Below are 22567 nucleotides of genomic sequence, written 5' to 3' on the forward strand. Positions count from 1 at the left end.
TGCTTGAAAACAACGCACAGTCGCCCGTACTTCCTTACGGAAACGGTGTCAGTGCAGATCAGAAAGCGCGAGGATCAGGCGAGGGCGGGAGGCGCCCGTGGGTGGGCCGTGGGCCAGGTGAAGCGGGCAGGAATGTCAGCCGCCAGTACGATAGCCGGCGGCGGTGCGTGGGGTTGCGGCAACACCGCGACGTTGAGGCTGGAGTTCAGCGCCGGGCCCATGCCGCCGGTCGAGCACAGCGGGCAACCAAACGCCTTGGACAGCGTCGGCAGGCTTTCATCGGCGGGGGTGGACGGCTTGGGCGCCTGGGTGCGTGGGTCGACGGTACAGAACTGCCCGCCGATGCCGTTGAGCTGCATGCCCACCATCTGCCCATGACCAATGCTGCACGCGAACACATTGAACAGGACGCTGCAGTAGAGCATCCAGGCAATGAGCGAGCGGTCGGCACGGGTGATTTTCATGGGGTGGCACTTTACCATCGGCCGCCGACGAAATGCCTGCAAAAAATCTCAGGGGGACTATCCTAATTCGCACAAATTCCGGGAGAGGCCGCCATGAGCTTTATCGTCGCACGATGGATCGTCGGTATTTTCACCTTTGTCAGCATGGTGCATTTGTACTGGGCCGCCGGCGGCAAGCTCGGCAGCCTCGCCGCCATCCCTCAACTTCCCGGCGAATTCGCCAGCGGCCCCCGCCTGGCGTTCAAGCCTTCGGCATTGGGCACCTTGCTGGTGGCGATGGGCCTGGTGGCAATCGCCTTGCTCGTTTGCCTGCGGGCCGGGCTGTATTTTTCGCCGGTGTCCCATGGCGCATTGCAATGGGGCATCAGCGCGATTGCCGTGATCATGTTTGCCAGGGCAATCGGCGATTCGGAGCTGGTGGGTTTTTTCAAAAAGGTCGGTGGTTCGCGGTTTGCACGGTGGGATACGTATTTTTATTCGCCGTTGTGCCTGTTGTTGGGCGCCGGGTTGTTGTTGGTGGCGTGGAGTTGATCGCCTGATCGCGCCGCGAGCGTTCACCCGCCTGCAGACCCGCCCCGTGGGGTTGGGCGCTTACCGATAGGCGTTGATCCTGCCCACCCGTCAGGCAGCGACCGTTATCCGGATCGTAGTAGCGGTGGCGATGGTAGTGCAGCCCGCTTTCCCGGTCTAAGTATTGACCTTGGGAGCGCAGCGGGTTTTCGATTTTTTCGACGTCCAATCGCGTAGTCCGGCCATCGGCGCGGTAGTGCGCGGACCACACGATTTCGCCGTCGGGGGTGGTGAGTTCCTGCGCGGTGCCAAGGTGATCCAGTTGGTAGTGGAAAGGCGTGGTGTGCTGTGGGCCGAAGCCTTCCAGCAGGGCCAGTGGGCGGACACTGTCGGGTTCGTAGACGTAGCTGCGATGCCGTTGCGCGTGGTGCTCGGCGATCAGTCTGTCGCCTTGCCAGAAAAACTCGGTGGTCGTGCCGGCGACGGTTTTGCTGATGCGGCGACCAAACGGGTCGTAGCGGTAGTGGACAGTTTGGCCGTTGGGGCGGGTGAGGCCGATCAGGCGCTGCTGGCAGTCGTAGCGGTATTCGGTAACGACAGAGTGGGCCTGGCCACGCCGTTCGCGGATGAGATTGCCAAAGGCGTCGTAGTCGTAGTGGCGGTCATCCTGGAGCGTCAGACGGTTACCCGCCGGCGTGTAGGCGAAGCGTTCCTGTGGGGCCTGGGAATGATCAGCTCGGACCAGACGGTTTAGCGTGTCGTAGTGGTAGCGGTGCTCGCCTTTGCGGGTGTCGAGCAAGTACCTGAGGTTGCCGGCTTTGTCGTAGCTGTACTGGCGGCGGTAGCGAGTGCCTTCGATATCGCAGATGCCATGGTTGAACAGGCGTGCATGCTCATCGTATTGGTAACTGCTGAGCAGTTTGCCTTGGGCGCGTTGGTGTTCTCGGCCGGCGTCGAACAGGTGAGACGTCAACAGCGCGCCATTGAGTTCAACGGTCGCGAGGTGGCCGCCCTTGTCATGGTTGAACCCTAGCTGGTTGTTGTCCGGCAGGCGCAGGTATTTGAGTCGGCCGCAGGCGTCGTAGCCATAACGGAGTGTGCCCCAGCCCTGGTGTTCGGCGATCAGGCGGTTTTGCGGGTCGTATTCGTAGGTAAGCGGGCGGTAGCCGTCGTCGACGCTGAGGAGGTTGCCCTGGCGGTCGTAGGTATATTCAACAATGCCGCCATCGGGCAGGGTTTTCCTGACCAACCGGCCGGCGTGGTCTCGCCGGTAACGGGTGACGAGCTGACTGCCGTCGGTGCCGTGTGCGGTTTTTTCCAGCAGCTGACCGTTGAGGTCGTAGGCATAGGCGGTGCGTCGGCCGTCGAAGTCGATTTCCTGCTGGAGCCGGCCGTTGGGGTGATAGTCGAAGCGGTAGATTTCGCCGACTTCGTTTTCGATCTCGGCGAGCAACAATCGCATGTGGTCGTAGCGGTAGTTGACCTGGCTACCGTCCGCATTGATGCGGCGGCTGATCAGGGGCAGACCGTCGGTGTATTCGTAGCGAGTGACGTGCCCCAGTTCATCGCGTTCGGCGGTGATTCTTCCGTAGGAGTTGTAGCTGTATTCGCGCGTGCCACCGCCGGGCATGACCACACGAACCAATCGTCCGACACCGTCCCACTGGTACTGGGTCGCCACCCCATGCTTGTCCTCCTGCGCCACTCTCCGACCGAGATCGTCATAGCGATAGCGCTTCACACTGCCGTTTGGCCAGTGTTCTTCAAGCAACTGCCCACGCTCATTCCACCACCGCCGCAGGCAGCTATGGTCGGGAAACCAAACCCCGATCAGTTGGCCATACTGGTTGTAGCTATAGTCGGTAACGTTGCCATCGGGGTCGGTCTGACGGATGACATTGCCTTGGTCGTTATGTGCGTAGTTCCAAACTGCCTGGCCACGACGTACAACTCTTAAGAATCCATTGTCATACTCGTAGGACGTTGGCTCATCTTCCCCCGGAAAAAACGCGACCAAGCATCCAGCGTCGTCGTACTGATACGCCGTTACCGCGCCGAGGGGGTCTTGCTCGACTGTGAGACGGCCCTTGTCGTCATAGGATCTGAAATGCTTGGCGCCATCCGGACCCACCCGCTGCACCCGCCGTGCCCGAACATAGGTTTCCTGGCTCCCATCGGCGTTGTGAAGGGTCACGCTACCGTCGTCCCCCCAGGCATACCGCGTGTCCATCTGCAAGAAACTCGCCCAATGCCGGACACATCGCGCCGCCTTGCCAGCCCGTTCCCAAGCCCAAAAGAAGCGCGCGCCGCCGGCTAACTGGCGTTCAAGGATCAAGTGTTGCTCGTCGTACCGATAGGTCTCGCTTTCCCCTACGGCATTGGTCGCCGAAACCAGTCTTCCAATGTCGTCATAGGTGTAGGAAACCACGGTCTGTTCGGTCATCCAATCCCCGGCCGCACCGCCCTCGGGCCGCTGAACCTGATAATCGAGGGCCACCAAGCGGCCGCGCTCATAACGGAAAAACAGCGAGCGACCGACACCGTTATCCAGGCGTTCAATGTGCCCCAACACATCGCGGACAATTCGCAGCCGGTTGCCGTAGGCATCGCTGATCGCGGTCAGCACACCGTGGCAGAAGTGGTAGAAGCGCGATGCCTGGCACAGCACCAGCTCATCCGACCGCGCGCCCAGGTAGATCGCGGCGTCGGCCTGGCGATTGCCGGTTGTCGGTCGCGCCTCGGTCGGCAAGGGCAGGGCGGTCGATCGGTGCTCATGGTCGATCCACACCGCCGAGGCGTCTGTCAGCGTCAGGCGATGCGCCAGCGAGTGGCTCCAGCCAACCCCCAATCCGCAGTCCACATCCACCGCACGGGGGTGATAGCACCGCGTCCATTCGAACGGCAGGAGCCCGTCCAGTGCGGCATCGGTCAGCCTCAGCGAATCCAGTGCGCCATACCCGGCGTTGACCTGCTGGGGATACTCGGCCCGGCGTTGATGCACGCCATCCAGCTCAGGTGTGATAAAGGCAATGTGGGAAGCGTTAGTCATCCGTGACGTCTCGGCAAAGGGTAAGACGTCGGAGTCTGCCGCGGAAAAAAGACGCTGGACGAACGGCTGGAAAAATCAGAAGGGGCTGACACGCCCAGGGAAAATCCCGCGAAAAAGCAATTGAAAGGGCTACCCAAAAAGTCGATCCGACCGATTGCGAGACCGCCCGTCATTGTTCGCGCAAATAAAACCACTCGTCTTGCTGCCCGGTTTCCAGATATCGGCCGGCGAGTTGAGCCCGCATTGTGGCGATCCTTCAATCCGTGCGATAAGGCAATTTAGTGGCCCCTTTGTAACAAAATTCTCGCCAGAATCGCTTTTATTTTCAGCTGGTTAGGTGAGGAAGCAAATGCGCAATGTAGGAATCATGCTGATCGCCTGTTCCCTGGCCGGCGGCGCGGCTGCCGTACAGGCACGGGAGTTGCGCGAGGGCGACAAGTACATGTGCAGTTGGGGCGCGGGTACGGCCGCCAGGGCACAGGAACTCAAGCTGTCGGGCGTTTCACTGTATGCCGCGCGGCAGAAGATCCAGACCATCAAGTTCAACAAGTCATGGATGCGGATGATGGCCATGGGCATCACCGAGCAGACCTATGACAGCCGTTCACGGCTCAAGCCCGAGGCGATTCGCCAGAGTTTCTATCAGGATTGCGTGCGCTACAAAGTGGCGCGCAAATAAGGCGCTTCTTGCTGGTCGAGCAGCGCGGTTTACAAATCCACGACAATCTCAGTGTTTCTATTTGCATACAATTGCCCCCGTCATTGAGGAGGTTGGTATGCAAACGCTTTTTCCCGGGGCGACGTCGGATGATGTCGCCGCGCTGTTCCTGATCGCCGACGTTCGCTGCCAGAAGAGCAGGGCGCATTAAAATGATGATCCCTCCGGAGCCCCGGTCGCCCGACAGCTTGCGCTACTTCGCAGTCGCGGTGTTGTGCGTTGCGGTGTTGCTGGGGATCTATTTCGTACAACTCAATGCCAAAGTCGACCGCCAGCGTGAACAGACCGTCGAGTACCTGGCTCTCTGCAGGCAAGTGGAGCGCGTGGCCAGTGCCGCCTCGGCAAACAGGATTGAACTTAGCGATACGTGCAAACAGTTGAGCGGACAGTCATCGAAAAGTCTGACGCCGAGATCGATTGATAACCCTTCTTTATAAAGGGAAATAATACTTCAAAGTCGCGATGGTATTTGCACCAAAAAGTGGCACTTATATACCTCCATACCTTGATAAATGTGTGGTTATTGAAGGACTTACGATTGTTTTATTCCGACGAAAGGATTAAAACCATCTTGTTACGGAATTAGGCAATCGGTACTATAGCCGGGCGTTCACCTCCCACGGTTTATGCATTTTTTAAATCCCAAGTTTCCATCAGCTACTTGGGATTTTTTTTGCCTGGGATTTGTTGTCGGCATCAACAAGCTCCGCGCGCATCCGACCATTGTGCTTGGCTTGGTACGAGCAACTCGTCGATGTTCTCGGCAAACTCGAGCATCACACTGTTCCATCCAACTCGCTGGATGAGATTACCGATTTCGGTGGCGAGCAAGTCGATAACCTGCCTGAGCACATTCGAGTGAAGCGCCCTGACGCAGAATCTGCACAGGTCGCCGGACAGAGCGCGGAACTACAGGCGTCGCAGAAAGGATTTGACGATGTGCCGGGTGGTATCGGTAGTGTCCAGCTCGTCCATCGCACCGTAGGCGTGCCAGCGGCAATCGATGATTTCGTTGCACGGCCGTGCTTGCGCGATGTTCACCACCGACGCCTCGAACACATGGTGCAGCGTGTCGCGCGCCTTCAATTCCTGCAGGTACAGCAGTCCGTCGACGTTCAACCCGGTTTCTTCTTCCAGCTCCCGTTCGGCGGCGCCTACCGGGCGCTCGTCGCGTTCGACCTTACCGCCCGGCAACGCCCATTTCGATCTGGCTTTGCGCACGAAGAGGATATGCCCTTCGTGTTCGCAAATCACCGTTGCGCGTATTTTCATCGTCTGTGCCCCGCAGCGAGATGTCTGTCATAAAAGTGTAATGCAAATGTCATGCTGGGTGGTGGTGGCGCATCTGCGTGAGGATATAGATACTGGTCGATTGACGACAACGCACGAGGGGAGCAGATGAAGACGGTACGTTGGGGCATGATCGGCTGTGGCAGCGTCACTGAGTTAAAGAGTGGACCTGCTTTCTACAAAGCGCCAGGTTCGGCCCTGGTGGCCGTGATGGGGCGCCGCGAGGAGGCTGTGCGCGATTATGCGACACGCCACGGCATTGGCCGTTTCTATACCGACGCCCAGGCACTGATCAACGACCCTGAGGTGGACGCGGTGTACATCGCTACACCGCCCGACAGCCACCTCGAATACAGCCTGATGGTCGCGGCCGCCGGCAAGCACTGTTGTGTCGAAAAACCCATGGCGCTGAATGCCGAGCAGGGCGCATTGATGCAGCGCACTTTCGAACGTGCCGGGCTGCATTTGTTTGTGTCCTACTATCGCCGCTCGCTGCCGCGCTTCCAGCAAGTGCGCGACTGGTTGCGCGATGGGCGCATCGGCCAACTGCGTCACCTGACCTGGTCCCTGTGCAAGCCGCCAGCCATCGAAGACACCAGTGCCGCCAATTGGCGCACCGACCCGGCCATTGCCGGCGGCGGCTACTTTGCCGACCTGGCCAGCCACGGCTTTGATCTGTTCCAGTACCTGGCCGGCGACATTGTCGAGGTTGCCGGGTTTAGCGCGCGACAGGCCGGACAGTATGCGGCGGAAGACGCGGTGACCGCCTGCTGGACTTTCAGCTCCGGTGCGCTGGGCATGGGCTGCTGGAACTTTGTCGCGGACCGCCGTGAAGATCGCGTCGAGCTGATCGGCACTCTGGGGCGGATCACGTTTGCGGTGTTCGACGACCAGCCGTTGCGGCTTGAAGGGGCGGTCGACGAAGTGCTGGAGGTGCCTTGCCACACGCATATCCAGTGGCACCATGTGCTGGGCATGAACGCCCATATTCGCGGCGAAGCCGAGCACCCCTCACTGGCGATCGAGGCATTGAAGACCGACCGGATTCTGGACAAGGTGCTGCAACGCAATCCCTATCATCCTGAGTAGTTTTCCTGGCGCCGGCGTTGCATTCACCACTTTCGCCGGACCCTGGCCTGCACTCACAATGCGGGCTTATTTTTTTCAAGGAACAGACGGATGAAATACAAGGCAGCCTGGCTGGCCGTGGGGTGGGTACTGGCAAGCATGGCGACGCAGGCGGCGCCACGCGAGCAACGGCCGGCGGGGGACTTTGATTTTTATGTGCTGTCGCTGTCGTGGTCGCCGACGTTCTGCCTGGCGCACCCGAACAACGAGCAATGCAGCGGCAAAGGCTACGGGTTTGTATTGCATGGGCTATGGCCGCAATACGCGCGGGGTGGCTGGCCGGCGTCGTGCGATACGCAGTCGCGGCTGTCGGCGGATGAGCTGGCCAAAGGCGCGTTGATATTCCCGACGCAGGCATTGCTCAAGCATGAATGGTCCAAACATGGCACCTGCAGCGGCCTGGAAGCCACGCGTTACCTGCAGGCCACCGATGCGGCCTTGGCCACGGTGCAGATCCCACAGCAATTGCAGCCGTTCAACGTGCCGGGTTACCTGGAGGCACGGGAGATCGAGGCGCTCTTTCGCGAGAGTAACCCGGCCATGGGCAACCATGGCGTGGCGGTGATCTGCAAGGGCAAGGTGCTGTCCGAAGTGCGCGTGTGCCTGAGCAAGGAACTGCGTTTTGCCGGCTGCCCCAAGAGTGTGAAAACCCAGTGCCGGGACGGTGATATCCGCATTCCGGTTCAGCGCTGATCGGGCGCCTGGAGCGAGTGCAATGCGATGGCCGCCGGGGCCTCGGTTGACGTCGACACCCCGGCACGGCCCGCCAGGTAGCGCGCTGGCGGCTGGCCCACGGCCTTGCGGAACATGGTGATAAAACCGCTGGCATTTTCATAGCCCAAGTCCAGGGCGACGCGCTGCACACTTTCGCCCCTGGCCAGTCGTTGCAACGACAGGATCACATGCAACTGCCGACGCCAGCGGCCGAAGCTCAGGCCTGACTCCTCCAGCAACAAGCGCGTCATGCTGCGCTCGCTCATGCCGATGCGCGCCGCCCACTGGCCGAGCGTGGCCTTGTCGCCGGGGTTGGCCAGCAGGCTGTCGGCCAGGCGACGCAGCCTCGGGTCCTGGGGCATCGGCAGGTGCAGGCCTTCGATGGGCGCCTGGGCCAGCTCGTCCAAAAGCGTGTCGATCAAACGCCCCTGCGCACTGTTCACGTCGTACAACTGCGGGAAGCTCACCGCCTTGCTGATCAACTCATGCAACAGGCCGGATACCGACAGGGTGCAGCATTGCGAGGGCAGGGCGCCGGCAGCCTCCGGGTCGATCAGCAGGCAATACAACTCAGCTTCGCCGGCGCCACGCGCGGCGTGGGGCATGCCGCCGGGAATCCACAGCGCACACTGGCGCGGCACAATCCAGATGCCGGCCTCGATTTCGCAATGAATCACCCCACGCAGCGTGTACATCAACTGGCCTTTGCGGTGGGTGTGCTGAACGTGCTCCCAACGCTCGGACGTACTGGTCGCGCTCACGGCCACCACCGCACGCGGGACCAGATCGGCATCCTTGGCTAACAACGGATCATGCAGGTCCAGGCGATGGCGTTTCATGGTGAGCTCGCAGCTTGGCTGAATTGCGAAACATTCTGGCTATTCTGTGCAATGCCGTCCAGCTTCGCCAGCCTTATAGTGAGACTCCCTCTCATTAAGGAACTCTGCCATGCGACTCGACAGTTCAGCATTTCCCGTGGTGAAGATCGTTTTTGATGCGCCGAATGAAGGCGGGTCGCAGGACAGCTTCGTGATGTTCGAAGGCCTGCTGGCACGTCAGCAATCTTTTGTGTTGCTGTATGAAAAAGCCTTGGACGAACTGAATCACGCGCACTCCTACGAAGAGCGCGAGCACGCCTCGCACTGGATGAAGACACACCGGCAGGCCCTGCGTGCGTATGTCAAAGGCATGATCCAGGTGGAGCCCTGCGCGGCCAAGCGCCGGGCACTCAAGCCGTTCGCCGCGACGTTTGGCAATGCCTGGGGTTATCCGCTGCTGATGGTGGCGTCCAATGACCAGGCGTGGGCGCTGGCGCGGGATGTGCTGGATGAGCAGGTGTCGGATGTAACGTATTTCTAAGCCATGCACCGCCTCCCGCCAGTGGGACTGCCGAGCGCATTGAAGTATCCTCCGCGCCCCGCTTACCACTGATTCAAAGAACGATGACAGGACAAGACATGCAGGCGCTGTTGGAGTCGATTCTCGACGAAGTTCGTCCACTGATCGGCCTCGGCAACGTCGCCGACTACATTCCCGCGCTGGCCGACGTGCCCGCCGATCAACTGGGGATTGCCGTGTACGGCAACGACGGCGCAGCCTACTGCGCCGGAGATGCCGATACCCTGTTCTCGGTGCAGAGTATTTCCAAGGTGTTCAGCCTGGTGCAAGCCATCGACCACGGCGGCGAAACCATCTGGGAGCGCCTGGGCCACGAGCCCTCGGGGCAACCGTTCAACTCCCTGGTGCAGCTGGAATTCGAACGCGGCCGCCCGCGCAACCCCTTTATCAATGCCGGCGCGCTGGTGATCTGCGATATCAACCAGTCACGCTTTGCCGTGCCGATTCTGTCGATGCGCGACTTTGTGCGGCGCCTGTCGGGCAACCCGCAGATCCTGGTCAACAGCGTCGTCGCCGAATCGGAAGCGCAACACGGCGCGCGCAACGCGGCCATGGCCTACCTGATGAAGTCGTTCGGCAACTTCCATAACGACGTCGACGCGGTGCTCCACAGCTACTTCAACTACTGCGCGTTGCAGATGAGCTGCCTGGACCTGGCCAGGGCGTTCAGTTTCCTGGCCAACGAGGGGGTGAGTGCCCACAGCGGTGAGCAGATCCTGACTGCGCGCCAGACCAAGCAGGTCAACTCGATCATGGCCACCAGCGGGCTGTATGACGAGGCGGGGAACTTCGCCTATCGCGTGGGTTTGCCGGGCAAGAGCGGGGTCGGCGGCGGTATTGTCGCGGTGGTGCCGGGGCAGTTCACGGTGTGCGTGTGGTCGCCGGAGTTGAACGCGGCGGGGAATTCGCTGGCGGGGATCAAGGCGTTGGAACTGTTGAGTGAGCGGATTGGGTGGTCGGTGTTTTGAGGCCGCTCCCGTGTGTGCAGGAAGCATCACGAATCCAAATGTGGGAGGGGGCTTGCCCCCGATTACAGTGTGTCAGTCAATACAGCTGTGACTGATCTACCGCTATCGGGGGCAAGCCCCCTCCCGCATTTTGGTTCGGTCTGCTATCGCCTGTCAGGCAATCGCATCCCAGGCCCGATCGCCGTGCTCGTCTTTGATCCGAGTCGGCAAGCCCATCACGTCCAGCGCTTTCAGGAACGGCTCAGCCGGCAGTTCCTCGACGTTGGCCATGCGCTTCACATCCCACTCACCACGCGCTACCAGCAGCGCAGCGGCGACCGGCGGCACGCCGGCGGTGTAGGAGATGCCCTGGCTGTCGGTCTCGGCGTAGGCTTCTTCATGATCGGCCACGTTGTAGATGAACACCTCGCGCGGCTGGCCGTCCTTGGTGCCTTTGACCAGGTCGCCGATGCAGGTCTTGCCGGTGTAGCCGGGGGCGAGCGAAGACGGGTCGGGCAGCACGGCCTTGACCACTTTCAACGGCACCACTTGCAGGCCTTCGGCGGTGGTGACCGGCTTTTCGGAGAGCAGGCCGAGGCTGTTCAGCACGGTGAACACGTTGATGTAATGCTCGCCGAAGCTCATCCAGAAACGCACGTTGGGCACGTCGAGGTTTTTCGACAGCGAGTGAACTTCATCGTGGCCGGTCAGGTACAGGTTCTGCGAACCGACCACAGGTAGGTCGTCGGTACGTTTGACTTCGAACATGGTGTTGCTGGTCCACTGGCTGTTCTGCCAGCTCCACACCTGTCCGGTGAATTCGCGGAAGTTGATTTCCGGGTCGAAATTGGTGGCGAAGTATTTGCCATGGGAGCCGGCATTGACGTCGAGAATGTCGATCGAATCAATGCGGTCGAAATGCTGTTGCTGCGCCAGCGCGGCATACGCGTTGACGACACCCGGGTCGAAGCCCACGCCAAGGATGGCGGTGATGTTCTTCTGTTTGCACTCTTCCAGGTGGTTCCATTCGTAGTTGCCGTACCACGGCGGGGTCTCGCAGATCTTGCCCGGCTCTTCGTGGATGGCGGTGTCGAGGTAAGCCACGCCGGTATCGATGCAGGCACGCAGCACCGACATGTTGAGGAAGGCGGAGCCGACGTTGATGACGATCTGCGATTGTGTCTCGCGGATCAGGGCCTTGGTCGCTTCCACGTCCAGGGCGTTCAGCGCGAAGGCTTGGATGTCGGCGGGTACTTTGAGGCTACCCTTGGCCTTGACGCTGTCGATGATGGCCTGGCATTTGGAGATGTTGCGCGACGCAATAGCAATACGACCGAGTTCGTCGTTGTGCTGCGCACACTTGTGGGCCACCACCTTGGCGACACCTCCTGCACCAATGATAAGAACGTTCTTTTTCAATTGCTTTATCTCTCCTTTATCCGCCAGCTTACGAAAGGCTGGACAGGTAGTCGTCGTAACCAAATTCACGAACCACCTCGACTGTACCGTCGAGTTGTTTCACTACGATGGACGGCATTTTCAGGCCGTTGAACCAGTTTTTCTTGACCATGGTGTAGCCCGCGGTGTCGATGAACGACAGCCGATCGCCGATGGCCAACGGACGATCAAATTGATACTCGCCGAAAATGTCCCCGGCCAGGCAGGATTTGCCGCACACCATGTAGGTGTGTTCACCCGTGCTCGGCGCCAGCTTGGCATTGAGGCGGTAGATCAGCAGGTCCAGCAGGTGGGCTTCGATGGAACTGTCGACCACGGCCAGGTGTTTGCCGTTGTACAGCGTGTCGAGCACGGTGACTTCCAGCGAGGCGCTGTTGGTGATCGCCGCTTCGCCGGGTTCCAGGTACACCTGCACGCCGTACTTCTCGGAGAACGCCTTCAAGCGCGCACAGAATGCGTCCACGGCATAGTCTTCACCGGTGAAATGGATGCCGCCGCCGAGGCTGACCCACTCGACCTTGTGCAGCAGCGCGCCGAAGCGTTCTTCGATGGTGCCGAGCATCTTGTCGAACAGGCTGAAGTCGTCGTTTTCGCAGTTGTTGTGGAACATGAAACCGGAGATCTGCTCGATCACGCCTTCGATCTTCACCGGGTCCCATTCGCCCAAGCGGCTGAACGGACGCGCCGGGTCGGCCAGCAGGTAATCCGAACTGCTCACCTGCGGGTTGACGCGCAGGCCGCGGGTCTTGCCTTCGCTACGTTCGGCAAAACGCTGCAGTTGGCTGATGGAGTTGAAGATGATCTTGTCGCAGTTTTCCAGCATCTCTTCGATTTCATCGTCGGCCCAGGCCACGCTGTAGGCGTGCGCCTCGCCTTGGAATTTCTGGCGACCAAGCTTCAATTCATACAGCGACGACGACGTGGTGCCGTCCATGTATTGCTGCATCAGGTCAAACACCGACCAGGTGGCAAAGCACTTGAGCGCCAGCAACGCTTTGGCGCCGGACTGTTCGCGCACGTAAGCAATCTTCTGCATGTTGATCAGAAGTTTCTGTTTATCGATGAGGTAGTACGGCGTTTTGATCATTTTTGAGAGCCTGCGGCGGTGCCTGCCAAAAAAGGACACGCATTGTGCCCGCACTTGGAGCAGATCGAAAGGTTAGCGGGCGGATTTTGCGCGTCGGGTTTCCAAGCATAGCCCCGGAATATGACTCTCCAACGGCATGCATCGACCCAATGTGGGAGGGGTGTGTCCAGGGCGCTGACATCAAACCGTCATCTGTCCACCACGTTCCTGCCACATTGCGTCGCTAATGTCCTCGCCAATGAGATCGATCTCAAGCGAGTGACCATGACTGATTTGAAAGACGTTGCACGGCTGGCCGGGGTCTCCCGTGCGACCGCTGCCCGTACCTTTGCCTCTCCCGACCAGGTACGCCCGGCGACCCGCGAACAGGTGTTCGCCGCTGCCCGTGAACTGGGTTTTCGGCCTAACTTGCTCGGCCGCCAACTGCGCCTGCAAACCACCAACCTCATCGGCGTGGTGGTGCCCAATCTGCTCAACCCGGTCTTCGCCGAGCAATTGCAGGCCATGGAGCGAGCGGCCCGTTTACGCGGCTACAGCCTGTTGCTGGCAACCACCGACTACAGCAGTGAGCGCGAAAGCATTGTGGTGGAAGAGTTGCTGCGCCAGCGCGTCGACGGCCTGGTGCTGACGGTGACGGATGCCGAAAGCAACAGCGTGCTACACAGCCTGGCTACCGAGCAGACACCGTTCGTGCTCGCCTACCACCAACCCAGCAACCCCGACTACAGCGCGGTGTCCGTCGACAACCGCGCCGGTATGGCCCAGGCAACGCGCTATTTGCTCGAAGCGGGGCACCGGCGCATCAGCATGGTCGCCGGCCCCGCGTTGCAGTCCGACCGCGCACGTCTGCGTTACGCCGGTTATTGCGATGGGATGAAAGAGCATGGCCTCCAACCCCGCCCGGTGATCGAAATGCCGGCCCACACCCAGGCCGAGTTCGCCGCCATTGCACCGTTTCTCAACGGCCCTGATGCCCCGACCGCGCTGGTGTGTTCCAACGACTTCCTGGCGATCAGCCTGATCGCCGAGCTGCGCCGCAACGCCTGGAACGTACCCGAGCAACTGTCAGTGATGGGTTTCGACGGCATCGCCCTCGGCACCCAGATGCACCCGACGCTGTGCAGCGTGGTGCAGCCCATCGCCTTGCTTGCCAGCACCGTGATTGACCAGTTGCTGGCGCAGATCGCCGGCAACGCCCCGATTTCCCATTGCCTGCCTTGCCATATCCGGCCGGGTGAAAGCACTCAACCCCATGAGGAGACCCTTGATGCGCGTATTCAGTAAAACCCTGGCTGCCGTGCTGTTGTGCGGCATGGCCAGCCTGGCCCAGGCCGCCGACACGGCGATTTGCTACAACTGCCCGCCGGACTGGGCCGACTGGGGCACCCAGCTCAAGGCCATCGCCGCCAGCACTGGCGTGCAGGTGCCGCTGGACAACAAGAACTCCGGCCAGTCCCTGGCGCAGTTGGTGGCGGAGAAGGCCGCTCCGGTGGCCGACGTGGTGTATTACGGCGTGACCTTCGGCCTGCAGGCGCAAAAGGCCGAGGTGGTCGATGGCTACAAACCCAAAGGCTGGGAGCAGATTCCCGCCGGCTTGAAAGACCCGACCGGCCACTGGTTCGCGATCCACTCCGGCACCTTGGGCATCATGGTCAACGTCGATGCGCTGGGTGGCTTGCCGGTGCCGCAAAGCTGGGCCGACCTGCTCAAGCCTGAATACAAAGGCATGGTCGGCTACCTCGACCCGTCCAGCGCTTTTGTCGGCTACGTGTCGGCGGTGGCAATCAACCGCGCCCTGGGCGGCGACCTGGACAACTTCGCCCCGGCCATCGACTACTTCCAGAAACTGGCGAAAAACGCTCCCATCGTGCCCAAGCAAACCGCCTATGCGCGGGTGTTGTCCGGTGAGTTGCCGATCCTGGTGGACTACGACTTCAACGCCTACCGCGCACGCTACAAAGACAACGCCAACGTCGCGTTCGTGATTCCCCAGGAAGGCAGCATCAGCGTGCCCTACGTGATGAGCCTGGTGGCCAACGCACCGCACCGCGCCAATGGCGAAAAAGTGCTGGATTTCGTGCTGTCCGATGCCGGCCAGGCGCTGTGGGCGAAGGCTTACCTGCGCCCGATACGCCCGGTGCAGATGCCGACCGAAGTCGCCGCGCAGTTCCTGCCCGACAGCGATTACGCCCGCGCCGGCGTGGTGGACTACCAGAAAATGGCCGCCGTGCAGGAAGCCTTTGCCGCTCGTTACCTGAACGAGGTCAAGTAAGTGGCCGCATCGGCAAGACATACCGCCTGGGCCCTGGCCCCGGCCTTTGCGGTGCTGCTCGCGTTCTGGCTGTTGCCGCTGGCGCACCTGATGGTGCTCGGCGCCGAGAGCCGCGACAGCAACGGCAGCGGTTACTGGCAGGTCCTCAGCAGCGCGCAGTATCTAGGCAGTCTGGCGCAAACCTGTGCGCTTGCGGTGTTCGTCACACTCGTGGCGTTACTGATCGGCGGCATCAGCGGTGTATTCCTGGCGCGCCAGCAGTTCTTCGGGCGCTCGGCGCTGGTTGCGTTGCTGACGTTTCCGTTGGCATTCCCGGGTGTCGTGGTGGGCTTTTTGGTGATCCTGTTGGCCGGGCGCCAGGGTCTGCTGGCGTCACTGGGCCTGCAGTTGGCCGGTGAGCGCTGGATCTTCGCTTACTCGCTGGCCGGGTTGTTTATCGGCTATCTGTACTTCTCGATCCCGCGGGTGATCCTCACGGTGATGGCCGCGTGCGAAAGCCTCGACCGCAGCCTGGAAGAAGCCGCGCACTCGTTGGGCGCAGGGCATTGGCGCGTGGTGTGCGATGTGATCGTGCCGGGCCTGGCGCCGGCGTTGGCGTCCTGCGGGGCGATCTGCTTTGCCACGTCCATGGGCGCCTTCGGTACGGCGTTCACCTTGGGCACGCGGCTGAACGTGACCCCGGTGGCGATCTACAACGTGTTCACCAACTACGCCAACTTTGCCGTCGCCGCGGCGCTTTCCGTGGTGTTGGGCGCGCTGACCTGGGCAGTGTTGCTGCTCACCCGGCGCTGGGTGAAAAACGCGGGGACTGTCCTGTGAAGCGCTCATCGCTGTTCGTGATGCAACTGCTGTTTACCCTGCTGGTGTGCGCCTTCATGTTGGTGCCGGTGTTGATGTCGTTGCTGGCCGGGCTCACGCGCAATTTCTTTGTGGGCCTGTCCAGTGGCCTGACCTTCGATTGGTTGATTCAGGTCTGGCAGGCCTATTCGCCGACGGTGTGGTTGTCGCTGCAACTGGCCCTGGCCTGCGCGGTGTGCGTCTGCGTGATCGGCGTGCCGGCGGCCTACGCCCTGGTGTGCATGAACAATCGCTTCAGTCGCGCCTTCGAGGAACTGATGGTGCTGCCGGTGGCGATGCCGGGGCTGGCCAGCGCGTTGGCCTTACTCTTGACCTACGGCCAGTTCGGCGCGTTTCGCAGCAGTTGGCTGTTCATTTTGGTCGGCCATGTGCTGTTCACCTTGCCGTTCCTGGTGCGCCCGGTGATGGCGGTGATGCAACGCCAGCAACTGCCGGTGCTGGAGGAAGCGGCGGCGAGCCTGGGGGCAGGTCCCATCAAGCGCTTTTTCAGCGTGGTGGTGCCCAACTGCCGGGCAGGCATTCTCGCCGGTGTGCTGATGGTGGTCACCTTGTCGCTGGGTGAATTCAACCTGACCTGGATGCTGCATACGCCCATGACCAAGACCCTGCCGGTGGGCCTGGCCGACAGCTACGCCTCGGCGCGCCTGGAAATCGCCAGCGCCTACACCCTTATCTTTTTGCTGATGATCGTGCCGCTGCTGATTGCGTTGCAGGCCATCAGTGCCCGTTTGTCCCGTGGAGAGCGTCGATGACCGCTATCACTATCCGCCTGCAAGGTTGCCGCAAGGCGTTCGCCGACGGCACCGTCGCCGTGCATGACTTGGACCTGACCGTCGAAGGCGGCGAAACCCTGGCCATCCTCGGCCCGTCCGGTTGTGGCAAAACCACGACGTTGCGCTTGATCGCCGGCCTGGAGCGCCCGGATGTGGGCCAGGTGTTCTTCGGCGACCAGGACGTCACGCGCCTGCCCATCGAGCGCCGCGATGTGGGCATGGTGTTCCAGAACTATGCGCTGTTTCCCAACCTGGATGTGGCCGGGAACATCGTCTATGGCCTGAAGATTCGCGGCATGTCGCCAGCGGAGCGCAACAAGCGCTGCGAGGAACTGCTGGAACTGGTCGGTTTGCAACACCACGGCAAGCGCAGCATTCATGAACTGTCGGGTGGGCAACGCCAGCGCGTGGCCTTGGCCCGTGCGTTGGCGCCGCGCCCCAAGGTGCTGTTGCTGGACGAACCCCTGGCCGCCCTCGATGCGCAATTGCGTGAGCGCCTGCGCAGTGAGTTGAACCAACTGTTGCGCGGCCTCGGTATCACCTCGGTGTTTGTCACCCACGACCAGGGCGAAGCCATGGCCCTGGGGGATCGCATCCTGGTGATGGAACACGGCCGCGTCGCGCAACTGGCCAGCCCGCGGGACATCTACCAGAAGCCGGCCAACGCCTTCGTCGCAGGCTTTGTCGGCAACCTGAATGCCTTCCAGGTCATTGAGCCGTCGCCCCATGGTTTGAAAGTCTGCGGCGGCGAATTGCCGTGGCATGCAGCGCAGTTGCCCGGCACCGTGTACTGCCGCCCCGAACACTTGCGGGTGATGGAACACGAAGGGCATCTGCACGGCCATCTGCTGGCGCAGTTTTTCCAGGGCGCGCAAAGCCGCCTGCTGGTGGATGTGGGCGGCCCGCAACCGTTGCTGGTCGACAGCAGCGACAACCAGCTGTACGCCGTCGGCGCGCCAATTGCCTTGGCCATCGCGCCGCACATGTTGTTCACCCTGAATGCGTGAGAGTTGCCTTGTGAACCGTCCGTTTCTTGTTGCGCAGATCAGCGATCTGCACCTTAAAGCCGGCCAGCGCCTGACTTACGGCGTGGTCGACACCTTGGGCGCGCTGCGCCGTGCCGTCGACCATCTGAACGCCAGCCACCCACGCCCCGATATCGTGGTGATCAGCGGCGACTTGGTGGACTTCGGCCGCGCCGATGAATACGCCGTGCTGCACCCTGAACTGGCGCGCCTGCAGATGCCTTGCTACCTGGTGCCCGGCAACCATGACACGCGCGGGCCGTTGCTGGATGCGTTCCGCGATCACACCTACTTGCCGAGTTCGGCGGCGGGCCCGTTGGATTGGGTGGTCGACGCCCACCCCCTGCGCCTGATCGGCCTCGATTCCACCATCCCCGGCGGCCATGGCGGCCAACTGCTGGACAGCCAGTTGCAGTGGCTCGACCAACAGTTGGCACTGCGTCCGCAAGCGCCGACCGTGCTGATCCTGCATCACCCGCCGTTTATCAGCGGCATCGGCCATATGGACCGCGAGCACTTTATCAATGCCGCCGCCCTCGAAACCATCGTGGCGCGCCACCCGCAGGTGGAACGCTTGCTGTGCGGGCATTTGCACCGGTCGATGCAGCGGCGTTTCGGCGGCAGTTTGAGCTGTGTATGCCCTGGCACGTCCCATCAGATCGTGCTGGACCTGCAAGACGCCGCACCGGCGCATTTCAACCTGGAACCGGCGGGTTACTTGTTGCATCGCTGGGATGCGCAACAAGGGTTGGTCAGCCACAACGGCGTATTCGGGGACTACCCGGGGCCATATCCGTTTTATGACGCTCATGGATTGATTGACTGAGGTTTTACGGAGGTTCACTTCACCCAACCAAGTAACTGAACGTTAGTTAACGCAACGGCCAACTCACGTGTGGCCGTGTGCTTCCTGCTGTCCATTTTTAGCGCCCGGAACTTGGATTCCGCGCCGGAGTTCGTCCTGATGAAAGCTACTTTGAATGTATTAAGCCTATTGACCGGCAGCCTGGGCATCGCCCTGAGCCCCCTGGCGTCGGCCGATTTCTTGAGCGACAGCAAAGCCAACTTGAGCATGCGCAACTTCTACTTCAACAACGACAACCGTGACGGCAGCGCCGCACCGTCGAAGACTGAAGAGTGGGGCCAGGCGTTCATACTCAATTACCAATCGGGCTTCACCGACGGCACCGTTGGCTTTGGCCTGGACGCGGTCGGCATGCTTGGCATGACCCTCGACAGCAGCGCTGGGCGCCATGTGGGCAGCTCGATGATCCCTACCGACGACGGCAAGGCCGTGGACAACTGGGCTCGCGGCGGCGCCACCGCCAAGGCACGCTTCGCCAAGACAGAAGCGCGCTACGGCTACCTGCGCCCGAACCTGCCGATTCTGGTGAGCAACGATGGCCGCCTGTTGCCGCAATCGTTCGAAGGCGGGCAGGTCACCAGCAAAGACATCGACAACCTGACCCTGATCGGCGGTCAGCTTCAACACACCACCGGGCGCGGCTCCAGCGACCGCAGCGGCCTGGCGGCGGCGGGCGGCACCCAGGAAAGCAATAAATTCACCTACGCCGGTGCCGACTACCAACTGACCAAGGACCTGATGGTCCAGTACTACTACGCCAACCTCGAAGACTATTACCAACAACACTTTGCCGGCTTGATTCATGTATTGCCGCTGGGCGACTACGGTTCGTTGAAAACCGACCTGCGTTACTTCAAGACCACCTCCGACGGCAAAAACAGCAGCGCCGCCGGGCGCGCCGAAGGCTACAAGTTCAGCGGCTATACCAAAAACGGCAGCGGTGAAATCGACAACAACACCTGGAGTGCGGCCTTCATCTACTCCCTGGGGTCTCACGCGATTACTGCCGGTTACCAGCAAGTGTCCGATGACAGCAACTTTGCCCAACTCAACCAGGGCGGCCTGGTGAACAAAGGGGAGGGCGGCTCCAGCCTGTACCTCTACACCGACCGGACGGTGCAAACCTTTATCCAGGCCGGCGAACGCACGGCCTTTGCGCAGTACGCCTATGACTTCGCGGCGTTGGGCGTGCCGGGCTTGAAGGCGTCGATGATGTATTTGAAAGGCGACCATATCCTCACCGCCAGCGGGAACAACGCCAGCGAGTGGGAACGGGATATCTCGTTGGATTATGTGGTGCAGAGCGGCACCTTCAAGAACGTCGGGTTCGGCTGGCGCAACGGTATGTCGCGCAGTGAGGTCGCGCGGGACCAGGATCAGAATCGGCTGTTCGTGAGCTATTCGATTCCATTGATGTAACAGCCTGTAGGAGCGAGCTTGCTCGCGAAGAACGCCAACGATCATGCGGGCTGCCTGACGGTACGCGGCGCGGCGCACTTGGGTTCTTCGCGAGCAAGCTCGCTCCTACAAGGGTCAGGTGTTCAGGCGACGAGAGCGCGTCTGGCTTTATTAACATGAGTAGATCTTGTGATCATCAGGAATAAAATGAGTTTGTCTCACTATCGTCATCTGCCGACAATGGCTGCCATTACTACCTACAGTGGAGTTGTAAGTCATGGCAGTCGCTCATTCCCTCGGATTTCCGCGCATTGGACGCGATCGTGAACTGAAAAAAGCGCAGGAAGCGTTTTGGAAGGGCGAACTCGACGAAGCCGGCCTGCACGCTGTCGGCCGCGATTTACGCAAGGCGCATTGGGCCTTGCAAAAACAGGCTGGCATCGAGCTGTTGCCCGTCGGTGATTTTGCCTGGTACGACCAGGTACTCACCCATTCGCTGATGTTCGGTGTGATCCCTGAGCGTTTCCGCCCGGCCGATGGCAAAGCCACCTTGCAGACCCTGTTCGGCATGGCGCGTGGCGTCAGTGACAATTGCTGCGGCGGGGCGCACGCCCAGGAAATGACCAAATGGTTCGACACCAACTACCACTACCTGGTGCCTGAGTTCAGCGTCGACCAGCACTTCCACCTCGGCTGGGACCAGCTCTTCGACGAGGTCAAGGAGGCGCTTGACCTGGGGCACACCGTCAAACCCGTGGTGATCGGCCCGCTGACCTACCTGTGGCTGGGCAAGGCCAAGGGCGGCGATTTCGACAAACTCGAGCTGCTCGACCGCCTGCTGCCCCTGTACGGCCAGATCTTCCAGCGCCTGGCTGACCTGGGCGTGGAGTGGGTGCAGATCGACGAGCCGATTCTGGTACTCGACCTGCCGCAAGCCTGGAAAAACGCCTTCGAGCGTGCCTACAACCTGATCCAGCGTGACCCGCTGAAAAAGCTGGTCGCGACTTACTTCGGTGGCCTGGAAGAAAACCTCGGCCTGGCCGCCAACCTGCCGGTGGATGGCCTGCACATCGACCTGGTGCGCGCACCGGAGCAGTACCCGACCATTCTCGACCGCCTGCCGGCCTACAAGGTGTTGTCCCTTGGGGTCGTCAACGGGCGTAACGTCTGGCGTTGCGACCTGGACAATGCCCTGGCCACCTTGCGGCACGCCCATGAAAAATTGGGCGATCGCTTGTGGGTGGCGCCGTCCTGCTCGTTGTTGCACAGCCCGGTCGACCTGGGCCGTGAAGACCAGCTCGATAACGAGTTGAAAAGCTGGCTGGCGTTCGCCGTCCAGAAGTGCGCCGAAGTGGCCGTGCTGGCCCAGGCCGTCGACCAGCCCGACGCGCCGAACGTGCTCGCCGCGCTCGCCGAAAGCCGCGCCGTACAGGCGGCCCGTGCCGCATCGCCGCGCATTCATAAACCGGCGGTGCAAGCCCGCGTGGCGGCGATCACCGCTCAGGACAGCCAGCGCCAGTCGCCGTTTGCCCAGCGCATCGAGACACAACGCGCCGGTCTCAAGTTGCCGCTGTTTCCGACCACCACCATCGGTTCGTTCCCACAAACCGCGTCGATCCGCCTGGCGCGTCAGTCCTACAAACAAGGCAAGTTGAGCGAAGCCGAATACGTCGAGGCGATGCACAGCGAGATTCGTCACGCCGTTGAGGTGCAGGAAAACCTCGGCCTGGACGTGTTGGTGCATGGTGAAGCCGAGCGTAATGACATGGTCGAGTACTTCGCCGAGCAATTGGACGGCTACGCCTTCACCCGCTTCGGCTGGGTGCAGAGCTACGGTTCACGCTGTGTGAAACCGGCGGTGATTTTCGGCGACCTGAGCCGCCCGCAGGCGATGACCGTGGCGTGGATCCGCTACGCCCAAGGCCTCACCCGCAAGGTGATGAAAGGCATGCTGACCGGCCCGGTGACCATGCTGATGTGGTCCTTCCCGCGTGAAGACGTGAGCCGTGAAGTGCAGGCGCGTCAACTCGCCCTGGCGATCCGTGACGAAGTGGTCGACCTGGAAGCCGCCGGCATCCAGATCGTGCAGATCGATGAAGCCGCGTTCCGTGAAGGCTTGCCGTTGCGCCAGGCGCAGTGGCAGCACTACCTGGACTGGGCCACCGAAGTGTTCCGCCTGTGCGCCTGCGGCGTGCGTGACGAAACCCAGATCCATACGCACATGTGCTACAGCGAGTTCAACGATGTGATCGAGTCCATCGCGGCGATGGATGCCGACGTGATCACCATCGAAACCTCGCGCTCGGACATGGAACTGCTGGACGCGTTCGAAGCTTTCGCCTACCCGAACGACATCGGCCCGGGCGTCTATGACATCCACTCGCCGCGGGTGCCGGACGCCTCGGAAATGGCCAACCTGCTGCGCAAGGCCGCCAAACGCATTCCGGCAGAACGCTTGTGGGTGAACCCCGACTGCGGCTTGAAAACGCGCGGCTGGCCGGAGACGGAAGCGGCCCTGATCCATATGGTCGCGGCGGCGCGGCAACTGCGCGCCGAACTGGCGTAACACGGCCTGACAAGGTGGGAGGGCGCTTGCGCCCTTTCACCGCAGGC

At 61.3% G+C, this 22567-nt stretch carries 20 protein-coding genes; 14 read left to right on the forward strand and 6 right to left on the reverse strand.

Annotated features, from left to right (window positions below; all coding sequences use genetic code 11):
• Positions 1–74: 74 nt before the first annotated feature.
• Positions 75–464: a DUF2946 domain-containing protein gene (locus tag NR164_RS00225; protein WP_046383695.1), complete on the reverse strand. Its 390-nt coding sequence runs from the start codon at positions 462–464 to the stop codon at positions 75–77.
• Positions 465–557: 93 nt separating this feature from the next.
• Between NR164_RS00225 and NR164_RS00230 the strand changes: the two genes are divergently transcribed.
• Complete coding sequence (locus NR164_RS00230; RefSeq protein ID WP_256822050.1) at positions 558–995, forward strand: DUF3995 domain-containing protein; 438 nt, start codon at positions 558–560, stop codon at positions 993–995.
• Here the strand turns inward: NR164_RS00230 and NR164_RS00235 are convergent.
• Positions 892–4023, reverse strand: coding sequence for a DUF6531 domain-containing protein (locus NR164_RS00235; protein WP_372340272.1), 3132 nt, complete (start codon positions 4021–4023; stop codon positions 892–894). The two genes, NR164_RS00230 and NR164_RS00235, sit on opposite strands and share 104 nt — an antisense overlap.
• A 349-nt stretch (positions 4024–4372) precedes the next feature.
• Between NR164_RS00235 and NR164_RS00240 the strand changes: the two genes are divergently transcribed.
• Positions 4373–4702 (forward strand): hypothetical protein, encoded by a 330-nt coding sequence (locus tag NR164_RS00240; RefSeq protein ID WP_026139966.1) that lies wholly within the window; start codon positions 4373–4375, stop codon positions 4700–4702.
• 948 nt (positions 4703–5650) lie between these two features.
• Here the strand turns inward: NR164_RS00240 and NR164_RS00250 are convergent.
• Positions 5651–6013 carry an NUDIX hydrolase gene (locus tag NR164_RS00250; RefSeq protein ID WP_017846540.1) on the reverse strand — a complete coding sequence of 121 codons (363 nt, stop codon included), beginning with the start codon at positions 6011–6013 and terminating at the stop codon, positions 5651–5653.
• Between the two features lie 126 nt (positions 6014–6139).
• Between NR164_RS00250 and NR164_RS00255 the strand changes: the two genes are divergently transcribed.
• On the forward strand, positions 6140–7120 hold the full coding sequence (locus NR164_RS00255; protein WP_256822051.1) for a Gfo/Idh/MocA family protein: 981 nt from the start codon (positions 6140–6142) through the stop codon (positions 7118–7120).
• Positions 7121–7210: 90 nt separating this feature from the next.
• Complete coding sequence (locus tag NR164_RS00260) at positions 7211–7852, forward strand: ribonuclease T2 (protein ID WP_046383691.1); 642 nt, start codon at positions 7211–7213, stop codon at positions 7850–7852.
• Here the strand turns inward: NR164_RS00260 and NR164_RS00265 are convergent.
• Positions 7843–8712 carry a helix-turn-helix domain-containing protein gene (locus NR164_RS00265; protein WP_128192573.1) on the reverse strand — a complete coding sequence of 290 codons (870 nt, stop codon included), beginning with the start codon at positions 8710–8712 and terminating at the stop codon, positions 7843–7845. The two genes, NR164_RS00260 and NR164_RS00265, sit on opposite strands and share 10 nt — an antisense overlap.
• Before the next feature lie 109 nt (positions 8713–8821).
• Between NR164_RS00265 and NR164_RS00270 the strand changes: the two genes are divergently transcribed.
• Complete coding sequence (locus NR164_RS00270; RefSeq protein WP_017846536.1) at positions 8822–9232, forward strand: hypothetical protein; 411 nt, start codon at positions 8822–8824, stop codon at positions 9230–9232.
• A gap of 98 nt (positions 9233–9330) precedes the next feature.
• A complete protein-coding gene (gene glsB / locus NR164_RS00275; protein ID WP_017846535.1) occupies positions 9331–10239 on the forward strand; it encodes a glutaminase B in 909 nt (302 codons plus the stop codon).
• Between the two features lie 153 nt (positions 10240–10392).
• On the opposite strand, the gene NR164_RS00280 is transcribed toward glsB, so the two are convergent.
• Both NR164_RS00280 and NR164_RS00285 read right to left on the reverse strand, forming a co-directional pair.
• Positions 10393–11637, reverse strand: a complete 1245-nt coding sequence (locus tag NR164_RS00280) for a saccharopine dehydrogenase family protein (protein ID WP_017846534.1) — start codon at positions 11635–11637, stop codon at positions 10393–10395.
• A 28-nt stretch (positions 11638–11665) separates the two neighbouring features.
• Positions 11666–12763, reverse strand: a complete 1098-nt coding sequence (locus NR164_RS00285) for a carboxynorspermidine decarboxylase (protein WP_079444044.1) — start codon at positions 12761–12763, stop codon at positions 11666–11668.
• Positions 12764–13027: 264 nt separating this feature from the next.
• On the opposite strand from NR164_RS00285, the gene NR164_RS00290 reads away from it, so the two are divergent.
• From NR164_RS00290 to metE, 8 genes are all read left to right on the forward strand, one after another.
• Positions 13028–14047: a LacI family DNA-binding transcriptional regulator gene (locus tag NR164_RS00290; RefSeq protein WP_046383687.1), complete on the forward strand. Its 1020-nt coding sequence runs from the start codon at positions 13028–13030 to the stop codon at positions 14045–14047.
• Entirely contained in the window at positions 14031–15035 is a 1005-nt protein-coding gene (locus NR164_RS00295) for an ABC transporter substrate-binding protein (RefSeq protein ID WP_046484480.1), read from the forward strand. Before NR164_RS00290 ends, NR164_RS00295 begins: the two co-directional genes overlap by 17 nt.
• Positions 15036–15854 (forward strand): iron ABC transporter permease, encoded by an 819-nt coding sequence (locus NR164_RS00300; protein ID WP_017846530.1) that lies wholly within the window; start codon positions 15036–15038, stop codon positions 15852–15854.
• A complete protein-coding gene (locus NR164_RS00305) occupies positions 15851–16645 on the forward strand; it encodes an ABC transporter permease (protein ID WP_017846529.1) in 795 nt (264 codons plus the stop codon). The genes NR164_RS00300 and NR164_RS00305 overlap by 4 nt, the downstream gene beginning before the upstream one ends.
• Entirely contained in the window at positions 16642–17673 is a 1032-nt protein-coding gene (locus tag NR164_RS00310; RefSeq protein ID WP_017846528.1) for an ABC transporter ATP-binding protein, read from the forward strand. The genes NR164_RS00305 and NR164_RS00310 overlap by 4 nt, the downstream gene beginning before the upstream one ends.
• Positions 17674–17683: 10 nt before the next feature.
• Positions 17684–18517, forward strand: a complete 834-nt coding sequence (locus tag NR164_RS00315) for a phosphodiesterase (protein WP_079444043.1) — start codon at positions 17684–17686, stop codon at positions 18515–18517.
• Positions 18518–18655: 138 nt separating this feature from the next.
• The gene (locus NR164_RS00320; RefSeq protein WP_046383684.1) at positions 18656–19975 is read left to right on the forward strand and encodes an OprD family porin; all 1320 of its coding nucleotides are present in this window, start codon (positions 18656–18658) and stop codon (positions 19973–19975) included.
• A gap of 256 nt (positions 19976–20231) precedes the next feature.
• Complete coding sequence (gene metE, locus NR164_RS00325) at positions 20232–22520, forward strand: 5-methyltetrahydropteroyltriglutamate--homocysteine S-methyltransferase (protein WP_108526542.1); 2289 nt, start codon at positions 20232–20234, stop codon at positions 22518–22520.
• Positions 22521–22567 lie beyond the last annotated feature (47 nt).

Source organism: Pseudomonas sp. Pse79, assembly GCF_024519615.1.
Classification (GTDB): domain Bacteria; phylum Pseudomonadota; class Gammaproteobacteria; order Pseudomonadales; family Pseudomonadaceae; genus Aquipseudomonas; species Aquipseudomonas veronii.

Bases quoted from the DNA above. Each gene is read 5' to 3' on its own strand.
- NR164_RS00225 (WP_046383695.1), bottom strand. From the start codon at position 464: ATGAAAATCACCCGTGCCGACCGCTCGCTCATTGCCTGGATGCTCTAC.
- NR164_RS00230 (WP_256822050.1), top strand. From the start codon at position 558: ATGAGCTTTATCGTCGCACGATGGATCGTCGGTATTTTCACCTTTGTC.
- NR164_RS00235 (WP_372340272.1), bottom strand. From the start codon at position 4,023: ATGACTAACGCTTCCCACATTGCCTTTATCACACCTGAGCTGGATGGC.
- NR164_RS00240 (WP_026139966.1), top strand. From the start codon at position 4,373: ATGCGCAATGTAGGAATCATGCTGATCGCCTGTTCCCTGGCCGGCGGC.
- NR164_RS00250 (WP_017846540.1), bottom strand. From the start codon at position 6,013: ATGAAAATACGCGCAACGGTGATTTGCGAACACGAAGGGCATATCCTC.
- NR164_RS00255 (WP_256822051.1), top strand. From the start codon at position 6,140: ATGAAGACGGTACGTTGGGGCATGATCGGCTGTGGCAGCGTCACTGAG.
- NR164_RS00260 (WP_046383691.1), top strand. From the start codon at position 7,211: ATGAAATACAAGGCAGCCTGGCTGGCCGTGGGGTGGGTACTGGCAAGC.
- NR164_RS00265 (WP_128192573.1), bottom strand. From the start codon at position 8,712: ATGAAACGCCATCGCCTGGACCTGCATGATCCGTTGTTAGCCAAGGAT.
- NR164_RS00270 (WP_017846536.1), top strand. From the start codon at position 8,822: ATGCGACTCGACAGTTCAGCATTTCCCGTGGTGAAGATCGTTTTTGAT.
- glsB (WP_017846535.1), top strand. From the start codon at position 9,331: ATGCAGGCGCTGTTGGAGTCGATTCTCGACGAAGTTCGTCCACTGATC.
- NR164_RS00285 (WP_079444044.1), bottom strand. From the start codon at position 12,763: ATGATCAAAACGCCGTACTACCTCATCGATAAACAGAAACTTCTGATC.
- NR164_RS00290 (WP_046383687.1), top strand. From the start codon at position 13,028: ATGACTGATTTGAAAGACGTTGCACGGCTGGCCGGGGTCTCCCGTGCG.
- NR164_RS00295 (WP_046484480.1), top strand. From the start codon at position 14,031: ATGCGCGTATTCAGTAAAACCCTGGCTGCCGTGCTGTTGTGCGGCATG.
- NR164_RS00310 (WP_017846528.1), top strand. From the start codon at position 16,642: ATGACCGCTATCACTATCCGCCTGCAAGGTTGCCGCAAGGCGTTCGCC.
- NR164_RS00320 (WP_046383684.1), top strand. From the start codon at position 18,656: ATGAAAGCTACTTTGAATGTATTAAGCCTATTGACCGGCAGCCTGGGC.
- metE (WP_108526542.1), top strand. From the start codon at position 20,232: ATGGCAGTCGCTCATTCCCTCGGATTTCCGCGCATTGGACGCGATCGT.